Source organism: Candidatus Saccharimonadales bacterium, from assembly GCA_036397795.1.
In the GTDB taxonomy this organism is placed as follows: domain Bacteria; phylum Patescibacteriota; class Saccharimonadia; order Saccharimonadales; family DASWIF01; genus DASWIF01.
Genome location: DASWIF010000040.1, coordinates 15,415 through 39,028 on the forward strand (window position 1 = coordinate 15,415; position 23,614 = coordinate 39,028).

Genomic DNA, 23,614 nt, shown 5'->3' on the forward strand with positions numbered 1-23,614 from the left:
CATATTCCTAAATACTACTTCCCGTATACTGCTCTGGCTGTGCCGGCGACTCGCCTTTCTCAACGATGGGGGCTTCCAAATCACTTACGTTTCTTAGATTTTGCCTAGTGGCTGTGTCGGGGTTATAAACATCATAATACAGCTCGATCAACTCCTGTGTGTCCAGCGGGATAGCCTGGACGCTCATTTGGTTCAGCCCGCCGACAACGCTCTGGACACGATTTTTGAGTTCTTGTTTGGCCTTACCAAGCTCGCCCTCGTTAATCGTTATAACCTCATTGCCGGCCGACTTGTTAATTTTAAACAGTTCAAAGAATCCGCTAAATACCTTCTTGCCGGCCTCGACCGGCTTGCTGATATCGATAGTTGGAAAGTAAGGTACCACCACATAAAATTGCTTATCCATAATATTGGTTTGTTGCACCAAAGCGTCAATATAAGCGACATAGTCTTCCATTAGCAGCCCGAGTAGCATATTTTCCTGCTCGGAGCGCAACTGGACTAATTTTTCCAAATAAGGACGCATATCAATCTTTTTTGATCGGATAAAAATTTGAATGGGAAAATACAGTGAGTTTAAAAATCCTTGGTAGCCATACTCGACCGCCTCTCGTTCTTGCGGGCTCATAAGATCAAAGTTGATTGATTGGGCCATTACCACCGAACGGTACGAACCGTCACGCATGATGACAATCCCGTCCCTTATCTCGGCAATGTGGAGGGTATTTTGTGTGCTGTTGGGGTTGGTGCTCTTGGCCGCTACCATCCCGGCCGGCGGTGTGCCTTGAACCGGGGCCCCTGGGGTGGGTGGAACATTGGTTGGTTGGGGGCCCACCTGACCTTGATTGGGTTGAACTTGATTATCCGGCTGCATCTCGCCCACCAATTAAATAGGCCATAACCAACAACTGATAACCAACAACTGACAATTCCTTCATTTTGATTTCTCCAAAATGCTGCTCAGAATTTTGAGTAACTCATACCCCTCGACTAGCAGCTCTTGTCTACGTTCAAGCATAGCATTATCTGGGGTGTCAACCAACTTGAGCCAGTAAATGGATTCCTTAGTTTCTTTGCGGGAAATTCTAAGTCTCATTAGCCGATCTTTGGAACCAAGCGATTCTCTGTGCTCTATATAGTTAGCGCCAACTGAAGCCGAAGAGCGTATGAGTTGTTTTATATATTCGTGATTGGAAACAGATCGGGGTAGTTTACCGCAAAAATCACGACATAAGCGAGCAAAAAGCAACGTTCGATCCTCTAGATCGAATGGCTTAGTAGCCACTTTTGTTTGTTGACTCCGATGCATACAACAAACATTATAACCTCTCTATACCTATTCGTATGCTTGCCAGTTGCAAGTTGATAATTGATAGTTTTTCTCTGCTAATGCAGAGAAATTTCATCTCCAGATTCGAGCGACTTCAGCCGCTGCGCTTCGGTGGCCAGGGTCTGAACACTGAGATCGCTGGCGTTGTTGACCAGATTGGTAATGGCCGGATCAGGCGCCGACGCAGCCGCGCTGGAATCTTGGAACTGGTATTTGGGAATATGGTTAGCTTCGGTTTTTTTTGGTCTGGTTTTTTTATTCCCAGCCTTATTCCTAGATACCGATCCCTGGATACTATCGTCGTCTACTGGCTGGATGACGCGCTGCGTCATTTGAGGATAGGGGTTAAAACTCGGGTCGTTCATGTGTGCGACAGCATCGTCAATCACGTGTTTTTGCTGGTCCTTGATCATCTTGTCAAAATGAGCCGCAATTGGGCTGGCGGATTCGTCCATAACGTCGTCTTGGGGGTGGATCTCGAGGGGGGCTAATTGGCCCGGCAGCTGGCTAAGCGAGATAAGTCGATCGCCTTCGATAACAGACTGGGTCGGTATTACGATATTAGTTTGGAACCGCGGATCCTTGCTGGACCATCCACGCGAATCCATGGTAGTGGCTAGCTGCTTAAGCCGGCTTCTAACTTCGCCGGTACTAAGATTGTCGGACTGATGCAGTTCGACTGATTTTGGAGCAGTAATCCGAACGTTTTCCATAACGCCTTCCTGATTCCAAATGCGCTTATGGGGCTTAAAGTAAAATCTAACCAACGAGGCCAAGTAGCTCTCAGCTGGCTGGGCCGAATTTTTAACGCCCAAGACAACTAATAGTCCAAAGAACAGGGCGGGTGTGATAGTTAACGGCAAGAACACCAACGTGATAGAATTGCGCGCCAAAAGAAAACTGAGCCAACCGGATATAAAAACAATAATTATGTAAATGAACTGTCTGAGGGTAAATGGGCCAAGCAGCTTGTCTTCAGCCTCGACGTCCTGGGGGATTTTATAGGTTGCCATATTAGCTTAAGTATTAAGGATAAAGATTGAAGTATCAAGTCTGGCCGGCAAGCTTACGGTGATGATGGCGGAGAACCTGGTGGGGGCGGCAAATCGCCCGGACCGGGCGGGGTATAACCGGGTGAGCCAGGTGTGAAAATCGTAGGACCGCCACCAGCGGGTGGCGGCGGAGGAGGTGGTGGAGCAGCGCCACCAGCGGGTGGCGGCGGAGGGCGTGTACCATCAAGATATCTTTTTGTCAGATTGTCATAGTAGGTGTCAAAATCTCTAGATATGTTAATAGTCTCTCTTATATTTTCCTCAAAATCAGCTCTTTGTGCCGGGTCGGATATTGAAGCAGGAACATTAACCGTATTAGTTGTCACGTCATAATACTCGCTGATGTATCTGTTAACTTGATTGTAGAACGCATCTGCTGTATCGATGGTCATTTTACTTCGTGCTTGCGGATTAGAGAGAGCTTCCACATATGTTGCCGCCATTTTTTGCATTCCAGACGCTGCTTTATTAGGAGCTTCTTGATAGATAGCCTTAGTGGTTATATTTCGGACAGATTCAGGTTTATATTGGGTCAACTGCTCTGGTATAGCTGACATTGAGGCGAGCGTGCCCTTCAATACTTGTGGTCCGATAGTGGCAAGAACCGGTGCGTTGAGTGTAACCATCCTATTCAGGTCGCTCTGTTCTGCGGAACTACCAGCTGATTTTATGTGGTCGGCATAGTCTTCAAACGCACCGATTTCCCTAAAAGTACTAACTAGCTGCTCTGAGGCAGAGATTCTAGCGAAGGCCCCGCTACTTGCGATTCTTCTAATTGCGGCCGTTGCTTGACTATCACCTTGTACTTTTTTAATATCCCCAAGCTCACCTTGAGCACTCTTTATGCCCTCGCGATCACCTATAGATGATGCATAAGCTAATCTTGAATTAGCAGCTTGTTTCCAGCTTTCCGTACTTCCATAAGTAGAAGCTGTTAACACTTGCTTTTGCAAGTCAGAACTAACCGTCGGTAGCGCTTCCGCTACTGCTTGGTCAGCTAACTCCTTGCCTTCTTTAGCGGCACCAGACAGTTTGGCGCTTTCAAGTGCACGTCCATACTTGGTGGCTCCCCAAACATTTGTTCTTGATCTTAGATATCCTCTTTTCAACGTATTTTTTACGCCGCCCTCAGGGGTATTGGCCAGTTTACGAAGCCTTCCTCTGTTGCTGAATGCTTTTCTGGCTTCATCTGAAGCCTTGGCTCGCTCTTTCAATCCACCAGTCAGCCCTCCTCTCATTCGGTCGGCTACCCCGGCCAGCTGGCCGATAGCACCCCCCGCTAGACGGAAAGTATAAGGAATTAAGAAATACGGTGCAAAATAAGCCAAATAAACAACTATGTCAAAAGTACCTTCCGACACAGCACTATCGTCCGTGCTAACCTCGCTTAGAGTGCGAGCTAGAACTTCACCACTTTTAAGAAGAAGTATTATTATCGGGTACATCAAAGCGGCCTTGGAAAACAATTGCCACCAAGCTTTGGCGAGCCCATCGGTTTCTCGATGGACCCAGGCTATGGCTGCCAGCGGAGAGAGTACGATTAGCATAATCAATATGACTTTCCGTATGATTAATATAAAGAATACGACCATAAGGATTACACCGACGCCTACTAAAGAAGCAAGCATGGTAAACAATCCCGCTCCGGCTGCTAAAGGCACGCCCAGTACCAGAAAACCGCCGACAGTGGCATCTTCCCAGAAAGGCCTGGCGCCATCCCCGCTTTGGACTAAGACTGACGCTATTTCAAAATTCTCGCCCCTAAATACCCAATTGAATATACCCTCCACACCGGCACCTAGAACGTTAACAAAGTCTAGAAAGTAAACGGATAAGAAGAATGAAAGCTGGACTAATATCGCGGCCAATCCCAGTCTTGGCAACAAGGATCTGATGGTAAAAGCATTGTTACCGCTAGAAAACGCTACTAGGTAAATAGCGTAGAGAAAGGTCAATGCAAAAAATGAATTGGCAATCAGCCGAAAAGCTGTCCAGGTTCGATAAGCGGTGCTGTCATCATTGCCGGAATCAGCAAAACCGACTTCGTCTACCCGCAAGTTCGCATATTCATCACCTTGCTTGCCAAGTACAAAGTTGACTATGCTTTTGACGACATCACCCATCCACTCCAGAACACTGCAGATTATATAGCCTAGACCAGCGTTCTCGCTCCGGCAGGTTTGCTCGGCCTCAACCGGAGCATCGTCTTCAGGCGGATCTCCGGGGTTTGTTGTATCGTCGTGATCATAGGTGGCAACACAGTCGCTGAACTCTTGCCCGCTACTCTGATTTGTAAAAATTTCACAGGCTTCTTCAACCGTAAGCCCACTGTTGTCCCGACGGCATCCTTCCTGATCCGCCGGAGAGCCTCTGGCTTCACAATATTCATCAATGTGGTGGTCGGCGTAGACTGGAGTCACGGTTGGGATAATCTGGAAAAACAAGACCCCAACGAACGACAACAAAAATAGTAGAACAATACTTTTGTTTCTAAGCTTCACAATGCCAACATTGTAACCCAATGACGCTAAGAAGTTCTAGTTAAGCTTAAGGGGTTTAATCTGACAGAACCAGCCGCCAAACTTCGATTTGTTCCTGCGACCCGTCGTCTCTGATTGCATCTATCAGGGCTTTTCTTAGACGTATTTGCCCGGATTCAACCGTAGTTTCCCTTTCCAACAATTGCCATTCACCATCAATCTTTTCGCCGTCAAAACCATCTACCCGCAAACCGTCTATTAGGATTAGGTCACCTGATTGCATTGACCAGCCGGTATTATCACCACCCAATAACCGCCGGAAGTGAACGTAGCCCTTGTGGACTTCAAATTCACCGGTCGGGTTTCGGTAGCGTTCGGCGGCCAGCGAGAAGTCAACCATACCTTTTAATTTTGGGTCAATCCGTCCGTGCGGCTCGTCCACCAGCACATGCCAGAAGGCCAAATCGCCGGCAGAATGCGTATAAGCAAGAGACATACTCAATGAGACGCGTCTTAAGAATAAATCAATATCGTCGCCGGGGTTGGGATAATCCTCTGTCTTAATCGCGACGTCATAGGGTGACACGATGGCCTGCTTTTCAATGATTTCCTCAAAGACCGGATTCAAATCCTCAGGATAAATTAGAAGTGCCTCGTTTGAGAGCATCTGCGAGATAATCGCCGGGGTTAGTTCATAATCTAAGCCAACCTCCTGCCCGACGGTTGTCTCGGAAGCCACGGGAGGCGTAGTGGCTGATTCAACCGCAGGTGTTGTAATTGTGATTCCGGCAAGTATGTCTTCAGGCGCTTCTGGATTAGACAAAGGCCCAGCTGTTGTCGGCGGCGGTTCACTTTCCGGGCTATCTCCGCCCTGGCCTATAGCATATCCGACCCCAACTAAACTACTGGCCGCCAAAATAAGCCCGCCTAGCTTCACACCAAATCTATGCGGTCGGCCTGAGGGTCTATCGGGTGTGACCCTCGGCAACTGGTCCGTTGATCGTTGAATTGTTCTTGCCATACTTCGCTCGCTAAACTTATTGTAACAGAAATACCTGATTTATTCAATTGCTGACCGAAGCTTAGGTTGTTTGGTACAATCATCTCTGATGTTACTCAGTTTGAAAAAGTATTCATACCTTTGGCCCCATTTGATTATTGGTGTGCTAATGTTCTCTATTGCTCTGTTGTTAACGACTGCCCAAGAAGTTTACGCCGACCATACGATACAACACTGTGCTGATCAGACCGGTTCAGAGAATAACCAAGATTACATTGACTGCGTAAACAATATCGGCGGCGAAGTCGATACGTTAGAAAGTAATCCTATATTTAAGCGTCTAGCGGATATTGTTAACTTCCTGGGGCTGGGTGTGGCTATTGCAGTTACCGGCTTATTAGTTGTAGGCGGAATTCAATACATTACTTCGGCTGGCAATCCCCAACAGATTAGCTCGGCCAAATCCCGCATCAGAAACGCGTTAATCGCTCTAGTTTTATACATTTTTATGTACGCTATCCTGCAGTGGGCTGTGCCAGGAGGAATATTCTAGTATGGATTTATTGATTTTGTTCGCCGCGGCTTGCCGACCGGGAGCTGGTTTTTCTCTAGGTCTGCCGACCTGGTACCAGTATTTAGAATGCACCAACAGTGCGCCGCAAATCAATGAACTTAACGACATTCTGCTCATCGGGGCGGCCATAATCGAGATACTTATATTCGTGGCCGGGGTCTTGACGGTTTTTTGGATGATTTACGGCGGCATCGCCTTTATTACCAGTCAAGGGGCGCCCGATCGGGTAGCCCAGGCCCGGCAGACGCTGATTTACGCCGCCGCCGGACTAGTGGTAGCGGTAGTGGCTAAGGGAATTGTCAGCTATATCTTCAGCCAGTTTGGGGTTCAGGGGTGAAGTGGTTGTTCGCCCAATTGGGCGGGGTGGATATTCCTAAAGTCGAGGCCAATGAGGCCAGCCTCCGAACAGCTATCAATTTTATGTTCCAGCTGGCCGCGGCATTAGCGCTGGTATACGTCATTATTAGCGCCATCAGATTTACGATCTCAGCGGGTGATCCGCAGCAGATAGCCAACGCCAGACGAACCCTAATTTATGCGCTGGTGGGCTTGGGTATCTCGGTTACAGCCTTGGCGATAACTTCCATTGTCCAAGGCGTGGCCAACCGGGCCGCTGGCGAGGCCAACCCGTTTTTTGGCGGGGATGGCGTGATAACCCAGTTGGTTGATCAATTAAGTTTCGCGGTCGGCGTGGCCTCCGTCATCATGGTTATTATTGGTGCATTCAGGTTTGTCACCTCCGGGGGCCAGTCACAATCGGCCCAGGGGGCTAGGGATACAATTATCTACGCGCTAATCGGTTTAGGTGTAGCTATTGCCGGGCGTCTTATTGTAACCTTTGTATTAGGAAGGATTTGACAGTGCGACGCAGCCTGAACTACATCAAGATATTTCCAGTATTAATAATTCTACTGGGCTTGGTTATGGTCTTTACGATGCAGGTTCCTGCCTACGCCCAGCAATCCGATCCGTCAGACGTGGCCTGCCAAGGAATCGAAGCCACCGGGGCTGATTGTCAAGGCGGAGAACGAGACGTCAGAAACACCATCAGATCAGTGGTCAACATTCTGTTTTATATCGTTGGAATCGCCGCGGTAGTTACGTTCATTATCGGAGCCATCAGGCTTGTGTTGTCAGGCGGTGACCCGCAGGCGGTAGCCAGTGCCAGAAACACCATGGTTTACGCCGTCGTCGGGGTAGTCGTGGCGGTACTTGCCATAGTTATAGTTAGGTTTGTTTTTGACGAGGTTGGCGGTACGACCGGGTCGAACGGCGGTGGCGCCAAATTAAGTGGATTAACGTGACAGGCTAAACTTAAGCGTGCTACAATTCCGTCAGGGTATGAAAAGGAGAATTAACGGTGAATCAAAAGTTTCTAAATAAGAAGACAGTAACAGCCGCCACGACGCTGGCTACCGCCGCCTCTTTTTTGGGCGGAACGCGGGTGTTTGCCCAGATAGATACTGGCATTGATGCGGCCGATCCAGGTCAGAACGAAGGTGAACTGGAAGATATCATTCAAAACGTGATTAATGTTTTGCTATTTGTCGTCGGTGTGGCTGCTGTTGTCATGCTGATCGTCGGCGGCATTCGCTACGTGGTCTCGGCCGGAGATCAGCAAGCCGTAGCTAACGCTAAAAACACGGTCCTTTACTCGATCGTTGGCGTGGTAGTAGCTTTTCTGGCGTTCGTCGCCGTTGAATTTGTGTTTAACCAGCTACAAGGCTGAGCTTAAGTAAAAAATAAATATAAAAGCGACCGGGTAATCCGGTCGTTTTTATATTTCTTAAGCCTAAACTACTTAATCTCGATTTTCTTAACTGTATCTTGCTTGAGTTTAGTAAAGCCGATAGTCAACACACCGTCTTTTAAGACCGCGTCAATTTCTTCTTCCTTGACCGCTACCGGCAGAGTAATAGTCCGGGAAAACTCGCCCCAATAGCATTCCTGCAGATGAAAGTTCTGAGCGTCGGTTTCGTCGCCGGAACTTAAGGTGCCGCGAATCGTCAGCGTATTGTCAGAAATACTAACGTCCAGATCCTCTTTGTTAACACCAGCTACGCGAGCCTTAACCACCAGCCGGTCGGTAGTCTCAAACACATCGAGCGCCAGTTGGCCGGGCACTGTATCCTGGGAATCTTCGGACCAATCGGACGAGGTGTCGTCAGCGCTCTTGTCGGCTGGCGTGTCCTCATCTAAAAAAGCTGAGGCCAGTTCGTCCTCAATTCCTAATAAATCATCATCTTGTTGTTGGCCTCTGGCCATAATACCTCCCGGGAAACCTGCTTCATGCTTTACTTCTGACCATTATAGCTAATACACTAGACCAGTTGCAACAAATTGTGTTGTAAAAAGTGTTCATGGAGATATAAATGTCATTGCTTGAATCATTTATTGGCGTCATCGCGCCTGAGACTTGCATAATCTGCAATGTTGAAGGGTCATCACTATGCGATATTTGCGCGGATTCATCTGTTGTTAAATTGCCAGATCGTTGCTTTAGGTGTCAAAGGCTGTCGCCTGATTCAAAAACGTGTTCAAATTGTCGCCGCTACGCTCCGTTGAGCAAAGTCTGGGTTGTGAGCGAATACGAGGGAGCTATAAAGTCAGCCATCAAGCGGCATAAGTTTGAGCACAAGCGAGGTTTGGCCCGTCCGCTGGCTTGGTTAATGAAGGGGCGCTTACCATACTTTAAGCAAGCTCCGCTGCTAACTTCAGTAGCCACGACGACTTCGCACGTTAGACAACGAGGCTATGATCATGCTGGTCGGCTAGCCAAGAACTTGGCGCTTATAACCGGTTACCGGTACGTGCCGCTATTAAGGCGAAGTGACCAGTTAAAACAGGTCGGTACGAAACGGGCTAGCCGGTTGGTTCAGTTGGAGCAAGCTTTCCGCGCCGTCCGCTCGGAGTATATAAAGGACCGGCAGATATTGCTGGTTGATGACGTAGTTACGACCGGCGCGACCCTAACGGCTTGCGCCAAGGCGTTAAAAGAATCTGGCGCTAAATCCGTTTCGGCCATCGTCATCGCGCAAAAAAGCTAAGAGTCACCTCTTATGTCTGGTGTATAATGCCGGTGTCGTGGAAGGGTGACCGAGCGGTTGAAGGTACCGGTCTTGAAAACCGGCGTGGGGAAACTCACCGTGGGTTCGAATCCCACCCCTTCCGCCACGTCCCAGCAAGCTCCAAACTGTACGCTTTCAGAATCACTGAAGATTGTTTCTGAAAGCTAGCTAGTTTTCCACTGCTGCTCCTTAAAATTCATCAAACAGCTTTGCTTGGTTTGATGAATTTAGGAAAACAAAATTGGAAACCAAGCCTTGGCTGCTTACAATTTTTAAGAGGAGGAATTGCGGGGTGGCTTTTCAAGCTTTGCCCTTAAGCAAAGTGGCTGCCACTATAGCCATTTTCGACTAAGGATAGGTCCAAGTTCATAATTGTTTACGAAGCAAACATTTTCAAAGGAAAACGTAAAAGTCCACTGGACTTTTACGGGCTTCAGGGGTAAACCCCTCCAGCTCTTGGGAGCATTCTCATCATGCCGTACAATCTTTGAGACCACTAATGACGGTCTCAAAGATTGTACGGAGAGGTACCCAAGAGGCTGAAGGGGACGGTTTGCTAAATCGTTAGAGGGAAGCAATTCCCTGCGGGAGTTCGAATCTCCCCCTCTCCGCCACACTTCGCTTAAGCTTCGTGTGGCCCTCGGCCACTCACAGCTGTAAGCGTTGTGTGCGCTTCCAGCCAAGTTTTAGCAAGTGTGTCGTCCGTAACCTTAGTGAAGGAGGACAGTGTACTACGTTTACTTATTGCGACTAAGGAATGGGAATGTTTACTCCGGTTCAACTCCTGATTTGAAAAAGAGGATCAAAGAACATGAATCAGGAAAAAGCATAGCCACTAAGAACCTGTTACCGGTGAAGTTGATATGGTATTGTGCCTTCCCCACGAGAATAGAAGCCAGGAGATTTGAAAAATATTTGAAATCCGGTTCTGGACAGGCCTTTAGAAACAAACACCTAACCTAATAAAAACGCCATCCCTCCCTCTTACGCCACGATATTTCTGCTAAACTTATGGTTATGGCGGGTGGTAACGATAACTTTCAACCAGAGTCCGATGGATCAGACGACTTCTACGCGCATTCTGAATCCCATGCCAACGCCCCGGTGGGCGAGACCCAGCAAAGTAACTTAGACAAGTCTGGCGGCGTAGTACAAATCGCGCCGGACGCGGCCGAGGACAAAGTCGTAACCTGGGAGGCTTCAGAGTACATCCACCACCAGAAGAGCAGCAGTTGGTTTCTCATCTTGGCCGGTGGTACGTTGGTTGTTTCGGCGGCGCTTTATCTGTTAATTAAAGATATATTTTCCGTCATCGTATTGATTTTAATGGCCGTGGCCCTGGCCGTATTTGGCGCCCGGCGTCCGGAGGTCAGACGATATTCATTGAGCCAAAACGGGCTCAGCATCGGCGACCGTGATTTTGCGCTGGACGACTTTCGGTCTTACAGCGTAATGCAGGAAGGGGCGTTACTCAGTATCACTTTCCAGCCAATTAAGCGTTTCATGATTCCGGTTACAATCTATTTTTCACCCCAAGACGCTGGCAGCATTGGTAGCATCCTGGAATCAATGTTGCCCCACGAAGACCATGGCCCCGATTTAGTCGACCGCCTGATGCGGATCATCAGGTTTTAGCCCCTATAGGGGTATGAGGCCGGCTGTGCTATAGTGACCCCTGTTCTGCTTGCTAAAAAGCAGAAAGCACTTTCCTTTATAGGAAACATTCAGCCGTCCGAGCGGGTCTATTTGGCCCCGCCGGATGGATCTGAATGACGCCAGTGATGATGTCCTAGTTCTTTAGTCGGATAGAAGCACCCAGGCTTATAGGAGCCACTTTCCTTAAACGAGTCCTCATAGCTCAATTGGATAGAGCGTCGGCTTGCGGAGCCGGAGGTTGGAGGTTCGAGTCCTCCTGAGGACGCCATTCGACTTACGCCCGGGTTATTATTTTTTTCTGATCAAGGTTAAAAACCGATAATCATATTTATTTTTTTCGTCTTTTTTATAGCTTCTATCCTCGATAATTTGCCATTCAGACTCGTTATAGGCCGGGAAAAATGTATCCGCCACAAATCCCTCATCGATGATCGTTAGATACATCTTGTCAACGTAGGGCAGCATCAGTTTATAGACCTTACCGCCGCCGGTCACGACTACCTCGGGTTCACCCAGCTGGTTGGCCAAGCGGGCTGCTTCTTCCGGGCTATGGGCCACCTGGGTGTCTACCGGCAGAGTCAAATCATCTCGGCTCAAAACGATAAAGCGCTTAATTATATCTCTAGCATGATCGCTGTGTTCATAGGTCTTGCGTCCCAAAATGACACTTTTACCTTTAATGATATTCAAATAATGTTCGATGTCATGCTTCATGGTCTTACCCCACGGCAAAGTAGCGCCTAAGCCGATAGCCCGGTTCTTGGCCATGGCGGCTACTAAACTTAGCATCAACCCCGCTCCTTAATGTATGGTTTGGCCGTATCGGACAGATTGATCAGCAAATCGACAGTTTCATCCAGTGGCATTGATCGAATATGTTCAAGTTCAAATTTGATACCGGGCACGCTCCACTGGCTTTGCCATTGGCCGCCGCTAGGTGGCTCCAGCCCGAACAACTCCTCCCTGACCGGCCAGGCATAGTGGTACAGATACGGCTGGTCTTTGAGTTGGCCGGGCGAAAATCCAAAGTTCATGTGAGGGTCGTGATCTTCTGACTGGCCTTTTAGGAAGTATAAAAATGACAGATCAAAACCATGTGGCCACAACACAACCGGGGTTTTGGTACCAGCCAGTTTGTTTCTAGCCTGGTTTAAAACCCGGTTCATCTTGGTTTGAATCTTCAGATAGGCGACAGCGCTGGCTTCGTCCGCTATGAGCCGGCCGTCGCTGATACTCTCCGGCAGATTAGCAGCGCTAATTTGATCGTGCTGCGAGGCAAGCATCTCCAGTAAGTTCCGCAAAATCGTCTGCTCGCTGGCGCCGCTCAGAGCGATGTCAAAAGCCCCGCCGCCCGGCTTGGCGTAGCTGACGGATAATGCGGGATAGTCTACAACCAACTCACCGCCAAATGGCAGATCCCCGCTGCTGGCGCCATACTCGGTCGGGACGATGGCATAATGCAGATAATTCGGGATGGGCCGAGCGACTAATCGTTTCACCCAACCGACAGCTCGCAAACCCGTATGGAGGGCATCTCGGGTCTTAAACCAAGCGTCATTAACCTCTAATGGCATGATTTAAAGTATACGGTAAGCCAAAAATTAAGGGTTATAATCTTCCAAGACGGAGAGGTGCAGGAGCGGCCGATCTGGCACGCTTGGAAAGCGTGTAGACGAGCAATCGTCTCGAGGGTTCGAATCCCTCCCTCTCCGCCACACTTCGCTAAAGCTTCGTGCGGCCCTCGGCCACTCATAGCTGTAAGCGCTGTGTGCGCTTCGGGCCACCCAAACCAAAAAAGGTTATATACCAGTGTATTTCGCCGGTTCTGATAGTTATTTTTCGACGCCCCGGGTAGTATTATTCGTAAAATGAATGCCGAAAATCGCCGATATTTACGGCTATCCAGCGTCCTACCTTGTCAGCGGCGTGTTCCAAATCGGTACTTTACCATTTCTATGGCTGGCTAAAAGGACAAGCGCGCGATCAGATCACATTAAGACCGAGCGTCGGTTAGGGCTTTAGCCCACCAGCCGAGTTCACCTACGAATTTGTTGATGTCACCCAAGACGTAGTCAGTTTTGGGCTGGCCGTTTTGATCGAGGGCTTCGTGGGCCTTTGTGATGCGCACGCTCTCTCTGATTGGCATCATGTTGAGATAACTAATCAGCGGTCTCAGCCCCATGATCGAACTTTCGGCGCCGTAGCTGCCGTAACCGACAAAACCAACGACTTTGCGGCTCCATTCATGGAACAGGGTATCCAAAGCGTTTTTGATCGGCGCGGGCGGTGTGTGATTATATTCCGCCAATACGATGACAAAGCCATCGAAGCCGCTGACAACCTTAGACCAATTCTTGCTCGACTCGTCTTCATATTTTCTCTGGCTCGGCAGATTAGCTTCATCTAACAGTGGTAAATCTATGATATCGACTAGCTCAAACGTCAATTCACTTTCGATTTTATTAGCTTGTTCGATAAACCATTTAGCGATTTTCTCACCCGCCCGCTCGCGGCGGGTCGTGCTAGTTAAGACGCCGATGCGATAAGCCATAGCCCTCCAAATGTTTAAGTAGTTACTTAAATATTAATAGTAAATGCCGATTATTTCAAGCTAGGCTTAAGGCCTGGGCAAAACACCCTGACGACTTTTGGCCTCAACTCCGGCCTGGCGGCAAGCGGCGGTGTAGTTTCTGCTTAAGTGATCACCGATGTTAGCGATCAGCTTGACGACGCTGGGCGGCAAGTATTTGCCGGATTGATAGGCAGAATAAACCGGCCGGCCGATAATGGTTTTTGCCAATACTAACTGGCCCCGTTTGAGCTCGGCCGCGACTAGCTGAAATGGCAAAACTGACGCCCCCCGTCCGGCCAGAGCCAGACTTTTTAATAGATAGGGATCGCTAGAACTGACTTGGGGGGCATACTCCAGACCAAGCCGCCGAAGCTGTCGATCAATTAAATGATGGGTGTTCGATTCCTCGTTATAACTTAGAAACTGTCCCAGTCGTCCCAGCGCCAGCTGCCGATTAAGATTGGTTTTAAGCGACAGGCTGGCTACTAGCACCATTGGCTCCACTCCGACTTCGTCCAAAACCAACCGCGAGCTGGGCCGAGGCCGGGGCGATGTTATAAATGCCATGTCCAGACGATCTAACAGCAAATCCTCCAACAGTCGTCGGGAGTCGGACACGGCGACTTCCAGCTTCTCGGCCGTATCGTCCACACCGCTTTTAAACAGTAGTTGGCCGACATTATCAATCGTGCCGATTCTAAATCGTTCGGCGGTACGCCCGCTCGACTGGCTTAGAATCTGGCGCATAGCGTCTAGTTCCAGGCGCAACCGAGCAGCGCTATCGTAGACGATTTTACCGGCCTGGGTCAGACCAAAGTTTTGCTGGTCTCTGATCAGGAGCTTTGCGCCGAGCCGTTGTTCCAGATTCTTTATGGCTACCGATAGCGCCGGTTGAGAAACACGCAAGTGCTCAGCAGCCTGGGTAAAACTGCCGGCTTCAGCGACGGCCAGGAATTTCTTAAATTCGTGATCCATTTATACCTAATTATAAATAAAATCTATAAATATATATACTTTATATATTAGATTTATGATAGATTTTTCGCTAAATTAACGTGGCAAGGTTTATTAATGGCTTGAGCTTAAGGGGAGTACCCGGGCTGGCCTAGAAAAATGATAGGAATATATGGGTAAGATAAAACTCGCGGTGGTAGGAGTCGGTAACTGTTTTAGCTCCCTGCTCCAAGGTATTGAATATTATAAAAACGCCCAGGACGATTCGTTCGTGCCGGGAGTGATGCACGTTAATTTCGGCGGCTATCATATAAAGGATATCGAAATCGTGGCGGCCTTTGACGTTAATGCCAATAAAGTCGGCAAAGACGTGGCCGACGCCATTTATGCCGAACCGAACAACACCACGGTGTTTGCTAAGGCGCCTAAAACCGGTGTTAAGGTTCAGATGGGGCCGATACTCGATGGGGTCAATAAATATACCGCCGAGTTAGTGCCGGTACCCAATAAAAAACCAGTCGACGTTGTCAAAGAGTTAAAAGCCGCTGGCGCCGAGGTGGTTATCAATTATCTACCGGTCGGCAGCCAGGAAGCCACCGAATTTTACGCCCAGGCGGCGATTGACGCTGGCTGCGGTTTCGTCAACTGTATTCCGGTTTTCATCGCATCGGACAAGAAGTGGGCCAGGAAATTTGCCGATGCCGATCTGCCTGTCATCGGCGACGACATCAAAGCCCAGGTAGGAGCGACCATCACCCACCGCACGCTGGTTAATTTGTTTTTAGACCGCGGCATGAAGATCGAGCGGACTTACCAGCTCAACACTGGCGGGAATACCGATTTTCTCAATATGTTGGAGCGCGATCGGTTGGTGTCAAAAAAGACGTCAAAAACCGAGGCCGTGACATCTATGATCGAAGCGCGGGGTCAGCGTATCGACCCGGACGATATTCATGTTGGCCCCAGCGATTACGTGCCCTGGCAAAAAGACAACAAAATTTGCTTTCTTCGGATTGAAAGCAAGCATTTTGGCGACGTGCCGATGGATATGGAAGTGCGTTTGAGCGTTGAAGATTCGCCCAACTCGGCCGGCGTAGCCATCGATTCGGTCCGATGCCTAAAACTGGCGCTTGATCATGGGCTTAAAGGGGCAATCGTCGAACCGGCGGCGTTTTTCCAAAAACATCCGCCTGTCCAGATTGAAGACCGCCGAGCGCGGGAGCTGGTCGAAGAATATATTGTTAAATACGGCCAAAAATCGAAGGCCAGAACAGCGGTCTAGGACATTAATTTGTCTAGCTGTTCCAATACGTCTGGGAGATTATCCTGTCGGTAGATAATTAGCTGATCATACTCAGTTCTAAGCGGCGGTTTTATGGCAGTTTTAGCGTAAGATTGGTACCAATCTACTTAGGGTGGTTGCTTCTCGCTCAAGCGTTTAATCAGCTGCGGTTCATCAACTTGGCAGTGAATCATTATGATTGGAACCAAGGGAGATTGAGTTTTTATGAGATTGCCGTATTTGGCACGGCTTGATAGGGTTGATGCCGCCTTCAACGATAGCACTTTGGCCCCGGCTCAGCAGTTCCTTGAATAGTTCGACTCGCCACAAGTCCACAACCCGCCTAAATGAGTCATTGACACCCCGCCCCTGCATCGCCGCTGGCCGCTTGTAGTACTTTTTTGATTTAAGAGTTTACGGATCTGACCCCCGTCGATTACGTTCAACTGTGGCCACTTGGTGGCGATTTGTTTGCTCAGGGTTGATTTTTTGCTGGCGGGATAACCCACGATGTTGATAAACACTTGTTTCATACCCGAATTATATCAACCAAACAGTGGTAAAATAGAAATAATGTCAGTTATTTCGATGTCCGGAATCAGTAAGATTTATGGTTTGGGCGATGCTACTACTATTGCTTTGGACGATATTGAGATGAGCGTCGATAAGGGCGAATTTGTGGCCATCATGGGTCCCAGCGGTTCGGGCAAATCGACGTTGCTTAATCTAATCGGACTATTAGATACCCCGACCCATGGTTCTTATATGCTAAACGAGCGTCCGGTAGCCAATTTAGGCAACAACGCCCGAGCCAGAGTCAGGCGGGAGCAAATCGGCTTTATCTTCCAGTCCTTTAATTTGCTAAGCCGGATGACAGTAATTGATAACGTCGCCCTGCCCTTGATGTACCGCGGAGTGGGCCATGTGGAGCGGCTGGAACGGGCTTCGACCATCCTGCGGCGGCTCGGCTTGGGCGAGCGTGAGTACTACCTCCCTAATCAATTATCGGGCGGCCAAATCCAGCGGGTGGCCATTGCCCGGGCACTAGTCAACAACCCGGCAATCATTCTGGCGGACGAGCCGACCGGCAACCTCGATACCAAAACCGGTCTCAGTATCTTAGACACCTTAAAAGACCTTAACGAACAGGGCAACACCGTCATTATGGTGACGCACGACCCGGATCTAGCGAAGTATGCCCAGCGCACCATACACGTGGTGGACGGACAGATAAAGGCCAGGCACGCTCCGGCGGCGGCCAAACCCAGAAAAAAACCCGCCAAAAAGACTAGCAGAAAGGCCAAAACCTGATGTTTGTTATGAACCTTAAAATGGCCATAAACGCCTTGCGCGGTTCCAAGCTCAGAACCTTTCTAACCATGCTTGGCATTATTATCGGGGTCATGTCGGTTGTAACTTTCGTGTCATTTGGCCAAGGGCTAAAAAAGCAAGTGACAGACGAAGTTCGATCATTTGGCAACGACTTTTTACAAGCCAACCCCGGCGAGTCAATTGTCCGTGACGAGGAAGGCAAGATCGAAAGCTTTGATTTTCTAGCTACCTTCACCGCCCCGCCCTTTACCGAAAAAGACCTCGGCGCGATTAAGAAGCTAGACAATGTTCGCATCGCCACCGGCTTTATGCTGGCCGCCAACGAAGTGGTGGTCGGCGATAACGAGCAAAAAGGCTTGTTCGTGATGTCGACCGAGCCAGCCATACTGGAAGTTTTGGGCCAGGAGGTAGCCGATGGGACTTTTTTGGATGATAAGATCGAGAATGATTTTGTGGTGGTCTTGGGCAGCACGCTTAAGCAACAGTTGTTCGGAGAAAGTTCGGCCTTAGGCCGAAAAGTTGAGATTAAAAACCGGGAGTTTACGGTAATCGGCGTACTGGCGGAGTACCAGTCGGTTTTAAGCGGTGGCTTTGGCTCCGATTTCAACCGCTATGCCTACATCCCAATTGGCGCCGGCAAAGCTTTTAACCAGGGCGTGGCCCAGTTCATTGAATTTGATATCAAGGTTGAAAATGTCGAACGGATCGATGAGACCATAGGTGACATCAGCCAATCGTTGCTCAAAACCCGCGGCAGCGATGACTTTTCCATCAGTAAACCGGAAGAGTTTTTAGACACCGTCGACACAATTCTTAATCTGTTGACGACGGCCGTGACGGCGATCGCGTCGATTTCAGTGCTGGTTGGCGGCATCGGCATTATGAATATCATGTTCGTCACGGTTTCCGAAAGAACGCGGGAGATCGGTATCAGAAAAGCTATTGGCGCCACTAACGGCCAAATCCTATCCCAGTTTTTAATCGAAGCCATCGTCATTACTGTCATCGGCGCCGCCATCGGCGTCGGCTTGTCCGCCCTAATTGGCCTAATCGTGGAACTGACGACGGAATTCGAGCCCTCGATTACGCTGTCTAGCATCGCCATTGCCGCGGCCGCGGCGGCGCTGTTTGGCATAGTGTTTGGTATTGTGCCCGCGGCCAAGGCGGCCAGGAAAGATCCGATTGAATCATTGCGCCACGACTAAGACTAAGTCGTGGCTTTAAGGAGGGGGACACCCTCTCCTTAGGTTCGCCTTCGGCTTACGATTCTCCCCCTCAACCAGTATTGAAAAACTCGAAATGAATTCGAAGTTTTTCAATTATTTTCTTGAAACTGTTCGCGCCGTTTAGCGGGCGACGGTCCGGCTGGCTGTTAGAGCAAGGCTAATCCATTTGTCGACGAATCGAACTAAACGCTGGTGCCGTAGGAGGTAGAACATCTCCCCCTTAGACTCGCTTAGCTCATGATTCCCCTCTGAAGACGTATCAATGAAATGGAAATAAATTCCAATTTCATTGATGAATTTCTCTAAATAGTCGGCTCAACTACTATCTGAGCCGACATAGGATTTATACTAGCAGCATGACACTTACAAAACCGACTCATCGGCAGGTGAATAATTGGCTGTCAGGTGTGGTGATTGCCTTGGGGCTTTATATTACGATTTTGCCTTGGCTGCCCGGTATCAAACTTTGGATAACCCAATTACTCGATGACACTAACGGCTATGTTTACCGGGGCGACTTAGCCAGTGGCCAGGTCGATAGCAGCAAGTTATCGGATCCGCCAGAGGAGAATACATTGCTCGTGCCGTCTATCGCGCTTGATGTGCCGGTAGTCGAGGGCGCGGATATCAGCGTGCTCGGCGTCGGTGGCAGCTGGCGGCGGCCCAAAACCAGCACGCCGGACAAGGGCGGCAACACAGTCATTATCGGCCATCGATTCAGCTATTCCAGCGAGGCGGCATTTTATAATCTCGACAAGATTGACGTCGGCGAGCGGTTTGCGATTTGGTGGAACCGGCAAGAATACATCTACGAGGTATTCGATAAATCCGTCGTACCGGCTTCGGCAATTGAGATTGAGGCTGATACGGCGGATCCAATAGCTACCCTCTACACCTGTACGCCAATCTGGACCGCTACCAATCGGCTGGTCATAAAAGGCCATTTGGTAAATACTGATATTCTGGAGCCAAAGCCATGAACGAGCGTACCCGGACCATTATTCTTGTCGTCTTATTGACTATCGCCGTTGGGTTTATTTGGTGGACGAAAAACGAATATCAAACTAATTTCACTGATCAGTTTTAGTCCTGCATGTCCGGCTAAGGTCGCCTCCACCACAAAAATGCGCCGGTCGCGGCGCTTGGCGACCGACTTTTTGAATCACAAAAAGTAGGCAAAAACTCTTCGGGCCAGGCTTGTTCTTGAGGCGTTCATCGTCAAGGTCAACAACAGCTTGCGGAACTCGCTCACTAATCGTTCGCTCAAACAGTCCTCGCCTGATAGCTGTTGACTTGACACTCACTCTCAGGAACTCGCCAAAGGCCCAGCAAATGAAACGCCTAGTTGTCTATGCCAAAAACCAAAATTAAACTCAGACAAGTAAAAAACTATATAACTAAATTATATAATCTTTTTACTCCGCCAGTGAGGATTGCCTAGCTTCTCTGCGCTTTGCCAGGTTTTCAGCTGCTAGTTTAGCTGACCAAGCGTTTTTCCGATTAGTTGGCCAGCCAGCAGCATAGGGCTCGGTGTTGGTTTCGATATCTCCATTTGTAGGAATCGGGTTGGGGCCTTCAACTTCAGGCCGGGGGCGTTCTATGTGCCGTTCATCAATCTCAAACCAAACTTCGTTTTCGCTACCCGACTGCATGCCTTCCATAAGCCCTTCTGTATTTGCTCTTGGCTTCATTATACCGAACAACGTCGCTCAACCACTGTCTGAGCCGTAATTTCTGGGGACATCAGCAGCCACTGATGGATCAAACCAGGTGAAAAGCGTCTAGGAACGAGAATGTTTGACGAGGGTTTTTCTGTTTGGAATGCCAGTGGCACAAGTTTAGATAAAAACCCGAGGAGTTTCGCAGTTCAGCTTTGAACCTGGTCTGATTCAATCACCGTGGCGATGCCGTCCCAAGTTTTTACGCCACTTTTACGTTAAAAGTGGCAAAGCCCTCATCGCTGGCAGCGACACTTCCGGTCTGGAAGGGCTAATTTTTCTTCAACTCTTCTTTCAGCTTCTCAATCAAATCGACTGGCGTGGGGTCGACGTTATTAAGCAAGGCTAAATAAATTGAGACAAAATCTCCTAGCAGTACCGTCCAGAGCATTTGCTCGATAAGATTGTTGCCCTCGGCCTGAATTTCTAGAGGGTGGGGCATACGACCGGACAATAGCCGGTTGCTGACGACGAATCGTTCGGCTATGCGCTCGTCGTCAAAACTGGAGCGCAGCTCAATCGGTTGGAAGGGTTTCTCCACCGGATGCGAGGTCCAGCCCATAATCTCATTGTGGTTAAACTCTGGCCATTGGTTATAAAAAGCCAGGTTTTTTGCCGTCTCGTTAAAGCTGATCTTCCATTTATAGGCCGTCGCGCTCAGCCTGGGACCGGCGTAAATAACGGCGCTTTTGCCGGAAATCTCCTCGGCTAGCTCTTTGGCCAGGTTACCAGCGGTGGCGACGTCCGGCCGCCAGCTTAGGACGGCTTGTTCAAGATAAATCGAAGCGGTTTCCAGCTGGTCGACGATATCGCTCATAAGACCCAGAGATTCAATCATCTCACCCAGTGCCCGTAGGTTATAGTTGACGGCCATTCTGGGCTGCAAGCCGCCTGGCAATACATAAATTGGGTAACTTCTATCAGCCGCAATGGCCGCTAACTTTCCACCCGAGGCCATGACCACAATCTGGGCCCGGCGCTCAGCTGCCAGATTCAAGGCGGCGACTGTTTCAGCGGTGTTACCTGAGTAGCTGGAAGCCACAAACAAGGTCTTAGAACCGACAAATCCGGGAATATCATATTGGCGGTTGATAATGAATGGCCTATCCGGGCTTGTCCAGTTTAGAAACAGGCTGGCCGCTAAGGCCGAACCGCCCATGCCGGCGACCACGATATTGTCAATCTTATTTAAGGTTTTAAGCTCGACCTTAAATTCATGACGCAGCTGAGCCGGTGATTTCTCGGCTTCGCCTAGTGCGTCGGACTTGTCGCGGTTATGGATATATTTTAGATCGTCGAGCATGGTCATCCCTTTGCTACTAAGTATAGCTTAAGCGCTATCGAACTAAACCCCTGGTTGTGCTAGCATAAAAGCAACTAATTTAAACAAACAGAGGGTGGAGTGGAAGAAGATACCGGTACAAATATCCAGCAGGAAGATTTAATCAGCGACGATGTGGCGAGCGCTATTACCTCAGCCATGAAAGACGAGCCGCCAATGAGCGGATCAGTCGCTTCGCCGACGGTAATAAAACCGCAGCGCAATAATTTGCAAATACAAACGGAATCATCTGGCCCGGCGTCTTCGGACTCGCCCGAGCCAGCCCTACCGCCGCCGCCCGCTCAACCTCCGGTGCAGCCAACTCCGGCCGTCGAGCCGGACAACCCCCCTGCTGGTAACACCGATGATATCGACAATCGCGGCAGCGGCAATTTCAGCGAGCTGTATGACATTAAACAAGAAGCCCTGCAGCAATTAGGGCCGTTAGTTAAGCATCTTGACCAGTCACCGGAAGACCGATTCGACACCTTGCTGATGATGCTCAGAGCATCGGACGATCCGTCTTTGATTAAGCCGGCTTATGACGCCGCCCAAGCGATAAAAGACGACAAAAAGCGGGCAGAAGCCCTGCTCGACGTAGTTAACGAGGTCAATTACCTAACTCGGGCGCAGAACCAGAACTCAACCGACCAGAATTAAAGCCTTGAACGCTTTAAAGGGTGCCGGTAAAATAAATTCCCGCCCGCCTTTTAGGCGGGCGGGTCAAACGCATTTTTGTTTGTAGTATTTATTGTAACGTACATTTTATTTGTTCAAAGCCAATAACCAACTTTATTGTAATTAGTACAATTCAATCTCAATCTCTAATCTGTTAGACACTTTTACTTGCCAGTCTAAACTCGGTGTTTGTGCTTACGCTGATCTAGTTTGTTAAAGGTAATTCGGGCAAATTTTCCTAATTCTGCTAGCTGATTGTTGGTCGGTTTAACGTTTGCATCATCTAGTGTCTCCAGCAACTGAAGTTCTGGAATATCGAGCTTTACGGAAAATATTCGCCACGGGATTAAAAAGCTCTTGCGATTGCCATAAATTAACTGCCCGACCTTTAATTCTACTCGCTGATTAATTATTGACTGGGCATCCTGGGCGTCGCTGGCTGAGCGTTGAATATCTTCTGCCAGGCCGTCAACGATCCAGTTAGCCCTGGGCTCATCCATCCGCTTGTACCGTCCGATCAGGTCGCGTATATCGTCTAGCTCGAGTTTTTTATTCAGACCGAAGAGTATCCGCTGGGCTTTTACCCGGGCCTCGTTGACGACACTAAGTAAGACGGCGTTTTGATCGACAGTTTCAGGGGTTTGGGCGGCCGGTTTCTGACCAGCGGCTGGGCGGATACCGTTATCCGGGTGGGGGGCTTTTTTAGGAACCATTTGCCGTTTGTCTTCGACTGCCCGTTGAAGGGACACAGCGGGACTCAATGAGTACCAGGCGTGTTCCAGATCATCGTCGGCTAGGTCTCTTAAGTGTTCGATAATACTTATGTCTTTGGTGTTTAGGCGGTATTTATCTTTGTATTCTTCCAACGTCTGCTGAAATAGCGCCTGATTGATCAAGTGTCTGGATATCCGTCGGTTTTTATCTTGGTTCAGATTGACGCTGGTCATTTCTATAGTGGCTTCTTGCTTGGCCTGCCACGCCATTTCGATCAAATCCTGAAGCTGCCTGGGCGAGCGTGATAAATATTCGTTTCTAACCGCTAGACTCTCGTCTTTAGCGGTGACTGGAATTGACTCCAGCGCGGCTAAATCGGTCTGGGATTTTAGATACTGTTCTATGCCGGTTTTTGTGGCGTCGGTTACGACCCCGCCGAGCAATACTTCATCGAGTAGTTCATTTGTCTTGGTATAGGCGTCCTGATGAACAGCGGCGGCATTTTTTAAAATGTTGAGGCCATTGTCAAAACTATCGCGTTCGATAGCTATGGGCTCGCTAGTAAGAGGGTAATTTTCAAATGAAGCAACAGGGCTAAGCATTGTTAAATATTAACATATTATAGCTAATAAATCAAGCCCTATGGCAACGAGATCG

General features: G+C 49.1%; 26 protein-coding genes and 4 tRNA genes. 16 read left to right on the plus strand and 14 right to left on the minus strand.

Translation table 11 applies throughout. The features are described 5' to 3' along the window. Positions 1 to 7 precede the first annotated feature (7 nt). The 5 genes from VGA08_02515 to VGA08_02535 all read right to left on the minus strand — a co-directional run bounded on the left by VGA08_02515 (position 8) and on the right by VGA08_02535 (position 5,883). On the minus strand, positions 8 to 874 hold the full coding sequence (locus tag VGA08_02515) for a hypothetical protein (GenBank protein ID HEX9679471.1): 867 nt from the start codon (positions 872 to 874) through the stop codon (positions 8 to 10). 60 nt (positions 875 to 934) lie between these two features. Beyond that, on the minus strand, positions 935 to 1,309 hold the full coding sequence (locus VGA08_02520) for a four helix bundle protein (protein ID HEX9679472.1): 375 nt from the start codon (positions 1,307 to 1,309) through the stop codon (positions 935 to 937). Positions 1,310 to 1,386: 77 nt separating this feature from the next. Then, a complete protein-coding gene (locus VGA08_02525; GenBank protein HEX9679473.1) occupies positions 1,387 to 2,343 on the minus strand; it encodes a PrgI family protein in 957 nt (318 codons plus the stop codon). A gap of 53 nt (positions 2,344 to 2,396) precedes the next feature. Beyond that, entirely contained in the window at positions 2,397 to 4,883 is a 2,487-nt protein-coding gene (locus VGA08_02530) for a hypothetical protein (GenBank protein HEX9679474.1), read from the minus strand. Between the two features lie 55 nt (positions 4,884 to 4,938). Then, entirely contained in the window at positions 4,939 to 5,883 is a 945-nt protein-coding gene (locus VGA08_02535; protein ID HEX9679475.1) for a hypothetical protein, read from the minus strand. Between the two features lie 148 nt (positions 5,884 to 6,031). Here VGA08_02535 and VGA08_02540 point away from each other — a divergent pair, with 148 nt between their 5' ends. The 5 genes from VGA08_02540 to VGA08_02560 are packed head-to-tail and all read left to right on the plus strand — an operon-like array spanning position 6,032 to position 8,165. Beyond that, a complete protein-coding gene (locus VGA08_02540) occupies positions 6,032 to 6,415 on the plus strand; it encodes a hypothetical protein (GenBank protein HEX9679476.1) in 384 nt (127 codons plus the stop codon). A 1-nt stretch (position 6,416) separates the two neighbouring features. Further along, positions 6,417 to 6,773: a hypothetical protein gene (locus VGA08_02545; GenBank protein HEX9679477.1), complete on the plus strand. Its 357-nt coding sequence runs from the start codon at positions 6,417 to 6,419 to the stop codon at positions 6,771 to 6,773. Next, entirely contained in the window at positions 6,770 to 7,294 is a 525-nt protein-coding gene (locus VGA08_02550; GenBank protein HEX9679478.1) for a hypothetical protein, read from the plus strand. Before VGA08_02545 ends, VGA08_02550 begins: the two co-directional genes overlap by 4 nt. Before the next feature lie 2 nt (positions 7,295 to 7,296). Next, complete coding sequence (locus tag VGA08_02555) at positions 7,297 to 7,740, plus strand: hypothetical protein (protein HEX9679479.1); 444 nt, start codon at positions 7,297 to 7,299, stop codon at positions 7,738 to 7,740. A gap of 56 nt (positions 7,741 to 7,796) precedes the next feature. After that, on the plus strand, positions 7,797 to 8,165 hold the full coding sequence (locus VGA08_02560; GenBank protein ID HEX9679480.1) for a pilin: 369 nt from the start codon (positions 7,797 to 7,799) through the stop codon (positions 8,163 to 8,165). 68 nt (positions 8,166 to 8,233) lie between these two features. On the opposite strand, the gene VGA08_02565 is transcribed toward VGA08_02560, so the two are convergent. Continuing rightward, positions 8,234 to 8,701: an Hsp20/alpha crystallin family protein gene (locus tag VGA08_02565; GenBank protein HEX9679481.1), complete on the minus strand. Its 468-nt coding sequence runs from the start codon at positions 8,699 to 8,701 to the stop codon at positions 8,234 to 8,236. 314 nt (positions 8,702 to 9,015) lie between these two features. On the opposite strand from VGA08_02565, the gene VGA08_02570 reads away from it, so the two are divergent. The 5 genes from VGA08_02570 (at position 9,016) to VGA08_02590 (ending at position 11,428) form a co-directional block, all read left to right on the plus strand. Further along, positions 9,016 to 9,483, plus strand: coding sequence for a phosphoribosyltransferase family protein (locus tag VGA08_02570; GenBank protein ID HEX9679482.1), 468 nt, complete (start codon positions 9,016 to 9,018; stop codon positions 9,481 to 9,483). Positions 9,484 to 9,522: 39 nt separating this feature from the next. Continuing rightward, positions 9,523 to 9,610, plus strand: a tRNA-Ser gene (locus tag VGA08_02575). 415 nt (positions 9,611 to 10,025) lie between these two features. Beyond that, positions 10,026 to 10,118 (plus strand) — tRNA-Ser (locus tag VGA08_02580). Between the two features lie 403 nt (positions 10,119 to 10,521). Then, positions 10,522 to 11,139, plus strand: coding sequence for a hypothetical protein (locus VGA08_02585; GenBank protein HEX9679483.1), 618 nt, complete (start codon positions 10,522 to 10,524; stop codon positions 11,137 to 11,139). Positions 11,140 to 11,351: 212 nt separating this feature from the next. Then, a tRNA-Arg gene (locus VGA08_02590) sits at positions 11,352 to 11,428 on the plus strand. A gap of 20 nt (positions 11,429 to 11,448) precedes the next feature. Here the strand turns inward: VGA08_02590 and VGA08_02595 are convergent. Together VGA08_02595 and VGA08_02600 are read right to left on the minus strand one after the other, a co-directional pair. After that, positions 11,449 to 11,949: a dihydrofolate reductase gene (locus VGA08_02595; protein HEX9679484.1), complete on the minus strand. Its 501-nt coding sequence runs from the start codon at positions 11,947 to 11,949 to the stop codon at positions 11,449 to 11,451. Beyond that, positions 11,949 to 12,734 (minus strand): DUF5996 family protein, encoded by a 786-nt coding sequence (locus VGA08_02600; GenBank protein HEX9679485.1) that lies wholly within the window; start codon positions 12,732 to 12,734, stop codon positions 11,949 to 11,951. Before VGA08_02600 ends, VGA08_02595 begins: the two co-directional genes overlap by 1 nt. Positions 12,735 to 12,785: 51 nt before the next feature. On the opposite strand from VGA08_02600, the gene VGA08_02605 reads away from it, so the two are divergent. After that, positions 12,786 to 12,875, plus strand: a tRNA-Ser gene (locus tag VGA08_02605). Between the two features lie 278 nt (positions 12,876 to 13,153). Here the strand turns inward: VGA08_02605 and VGA08_02610 are convergent. Then, complete coding sequence (locus tag VGA08_02610) at positions 13,154 to 13,711, minus strand: NAD(P)H-dependent oxidoreductase (protein HEX9679486.1); 558 nt, start codon at positions 13,709 to 13,711, stop codon at positions 13,154 to 13,156. 66 nt (positions 13,712 to 13,777) lie between these two features. Further along, on the minus strand, positions 13,778 to 14,707 hold the full coding sequence (locus VGA08_02615) for a LysR family transcriptional regulator (protein HEX9679487.1): 930 nt from the start codon (positions 14,705 to 14,707) through the stop codon (positions 13,778 to 13,780). A 151-nt stretch (positions 14,708 to 14,858) separates the two neighbouring features. On the opposite strand from VGA08_02615, the gene VGA08_02620 reads away from it, so the two are divergent. Beyond that, the gene (locus VGA08_02620) at positions 14,859 to 15,968 is read left to right on the plus strand and encodes an inositol-3-phosphate synthase (protein HEX9679488.1); all 1,110 of its coding nucleotides are present in this window, start codon (positions 14,859 to 14,861) and stop codon (positions 15,966 to 15,968) included. Positions 15,969 to 16,264: 296 nt separating this feature from the next. Here the strand turns inward: VGA08_02620 and VGA08_02625 are convergent, their stop codons facing one another. Beyond that, positions 16,265 to 16,501 (minus strand): hypothetical protein, encoded by a 237-nt coding sequence (locus VGA08_02625; protein ID HEX9679489.1) that lies wholly within the window; start codon positions 16,499 to 16,501, stop codon positions 16,265 to 16,267. Between the two features lie 40 nt (positions 16,502 to 16,541). Between VGA08_02625 and VGA08_02630 the strand changes: the two genes are divergently transcribed. The 3 genes from VGA08_02630 (at position 16,542) to VGA08_02640 (ending at position 19,506) form a co-directional block, all read left to right on the plus strand. Further along, the gene (locus VGA08_02630) at positions 16,542 to 17,279 is read left to right on the plus strand and encodes an ABC transporter ATP-binding protein (GenBank protein HEX9679490.1); all 738 of its coding nucleotides are present in this window, start codon (positions 16,542 to 16,544) and stop codon (positions 17,277 to 17,279) included. Positions 17,280 to 17,287: 8 nt separating this feature from the next. Continuing rightward, positions 17,288 to 18,505, plus strand: coding sequence for an ABC transporter permease (locus VGA08_02635; protein ID HEX9679491.1), 1,218 nt, complete (start codon positions 17,288 to 17,290; stop codon positions 18,503 to 18,505). A gap of 377 nt (positions 18,506 to 18,882) precedes the next feature. Continuing rightward, positions 18,883 to 19,506: a sortase gene (locus VGA08_02640; protein HEX9679492.1), complete on the plus strand. Its 624-nt coding sequence runs from the start codon at positions 18,883 to 18,885 to the stop codon at positions 19,504 to 19,506. A gap of 435 nt (positions 19,507 to 19,941) precedes the next feature. Here the strand turns inward: VGA08_02640 and VGA08_02645 are convergent, their stop codons facing one another. Together VGA08_02645 and VGA08_02650 are read right to left on the minus strand one after the other, a co-directional pair. Beyond that, a complete protein-coding gene (locus tag VGA08_02645; protein ID HEX9679493.1) occupies positions 19,942 to 20,187 on the minus strand; it encodes a hypothetical protein in 246 nt (81 codons plus the stop codon). Between the two features lie 328 nt (positions 20,188 to 20,515). Further along, positions 20,516 to 21,553 carry a bifunctional phosphoglucose/phosphomannose isomerase gene (locus VGA08_02650; protein ID HEX9679494.1) on the minus strand — a complete coding sequence of 346 codons (1,038 nt, stop codon included), beginning with the start codon at positions 21,551 to 21,553 and terminating at the stop codon, positions 20,516 to 20,518. 93 nt (positions 21,554 to 21,646) lie between these two features. On the opposite strand from VGA08_02650, the gene VGA08_02655 reads away from it, so the two are divergent. Then, positions 21,647 to 22,225 carry a hypothetical protein gene (locus VGA08_02655; GenBank protein ID HEX9679495.1) on the plus strand — a complete coding sequence of 193 codons (579 nt, stop codon included), beginning with the start codon at positions 21,647 to 21,649 and terminating at the stop codon, positions 22,223 to 22,225. A 194-nt stretch (positions 22,226 to 22,419) separates the two neighbouring features. Here the strand turns inward: VGA08_02655 and VGA08_02660 are convergent, their stop codons facing one another. Next, the gene (locus tag VGA08_02660) at positions 22,420 to 23,559 is read right to left on the minus strand and encodes a hypothetical protein (GenBank protein ID HEX9679496.1); all 1,140 of its coding nucleotides are present in this window, start codon (positions 23,557 to 23,559) and stop codon (positions 22,420 to 22,422) included. Positions 23,560 to 23,614 lie beyond the last annotated feature (55 nt).

Excerpts from the sequence above, each read along its gene's own strand:
- VGA08_02515 (HEX9679471.1), bottom strand. The coding sequence starts at position 874 with ATGCAGCCGGATAATCAAGTTCAACCCAATCAAGGTCAGGTGGGCCCC.
- VGA08_02520 (HEX9679472.1), bottom strand. The coding sequence starts at position 1,309 with ATGCATCGGAGTCAACAAACAAAAGTGGCTACTAAGCCATTCGATCTA.
- VGA08_02525 (HEX9679473.1), bottom strand. The coding sequence starts at position 2,343 with ATGGCAACCTATAAAATCCCCCAGGACGTCGAGGCTGAAGACAAGCTG.
- VGA08_02535 (HEX9679475.1), bottom strand. The coding sequence starts at position 5,883 with ATGGCAAGAACAATTCAACGATCAACGGACCAGTTGCCGAGGGTCACA.
- VGA08_02540 (HEX9679476.1), top strand. The coding sequence starts at position 6,032 with ATGTTCTCTATTGCTCTGTTGTTAACGACTGCCCAAGAAGTTTACGCC.
- VGA08_02545 (HEX9679477.1), top strand. The coding sequence starts at position 6,417 with ATGGATTTATTGATTTTGTTCGCCGCGGCTTGCCGACCGGGAGCTGGT.
- VGA08_02565 (HEX9679481.1), bottom strand. The coding sequence starts at position 8,701 with ATGGCCAGAGGCCAACAACAAGATGATGATTTATTAGGAATTGAGGAC.
- VGA08_02585 (HEX9679483.1), top strand. The coding sequence starts at position 10,522 with ATGGCGGGTGGTAACGATAACTTTCAACCAGAGTCCGATGGATCAGAC.
- VGA08_02595 (HEX9679484.1), bottom strand. The coding sequence starts at position 11,949 with ATGCTAAGTTTAGTAGCCGCCATGGCCAAGAACCGGGCTATCGGCTTA.
- VGA08_02600 (HEX9679485.1), bottom strand. The coding sequence starts at position 12,734 with ATGCCATTAGAGGTTAATGACGCTTGGTTTAAGACCCGAGATGCCCTC.
- VGA08_02610 (HEX9679486.1), bottom strand. The coding sequence starts at position 13,711 with ATGGCTTATCGCATCGGCGTCTTAACTAGCACGACCCGCCGCGAGCGG.
- VGA08_02615 (HEX9679487.1), bottom strand. The coding sequence starts at position 14,707 with ATGGATCACGAATTTAAGAAATTCCTGGCCGTCGCTGAAGCCGGCAGT.
- VGA08_02620 (HEX9679488.1), top strand. The coding sequence starts at position 14,859 with ATGGGTAAGATAAAACTCGCGGTGGTAGGAGTCGGTAACTGTTTTAGC.
- VGA08_02625 (HEX9679489.1), bottom strand. The coding sequence starts at position 16,501 with ATGAAACAAGTGTTTATCAACATCGTGGGTTATCCCGCCAGCAAAAAA.
- VGA08_02630 (HEX9679490.1), top strand. The coding sequence starts at position 16,542 with ATGTCAGTTATTTCGATGTCCGGAATCAGTAAGATTTATGGTTTGGGC.
- VGA08_02635 (HEX9679491.1), top strand. The coding sequence starts at position 17,288 with ATGAACCTTAAAATGGCCATAAACGCCTTGCGCGGTTCCAAGCTCAGA.
- VGA08_02640 (HEX9679492.1), top strand. The coding sequence starts at position 18,883 with ATGACACTTACAAAACCGACTCATCGGCAGGTGAATAATTGGCTGTCA.
- VGA08_02645 (HEX9679493.1), bottom strand. The coding sequence starts at position 20,187 with ATGGAAGGCATGCAGTCGGGTAGCGAAAACGAAGTTTGGTTTGAGATT.
- VGA08_02650 (HEX9679494.1), bottom strand. The coding sequence starts at position 21,553 with ATGACCATGCTCGACGATCTAAAATATATCCATAACCGCGACAAGTCC.
- VGA08_02660 (HEX9679496.1), bottom strand. The coding sequence starts at position 23,559 with ATGCTTAGCCCTGTTGCTTCATTTGAAAATTACCCTCTTACTAGCGAG.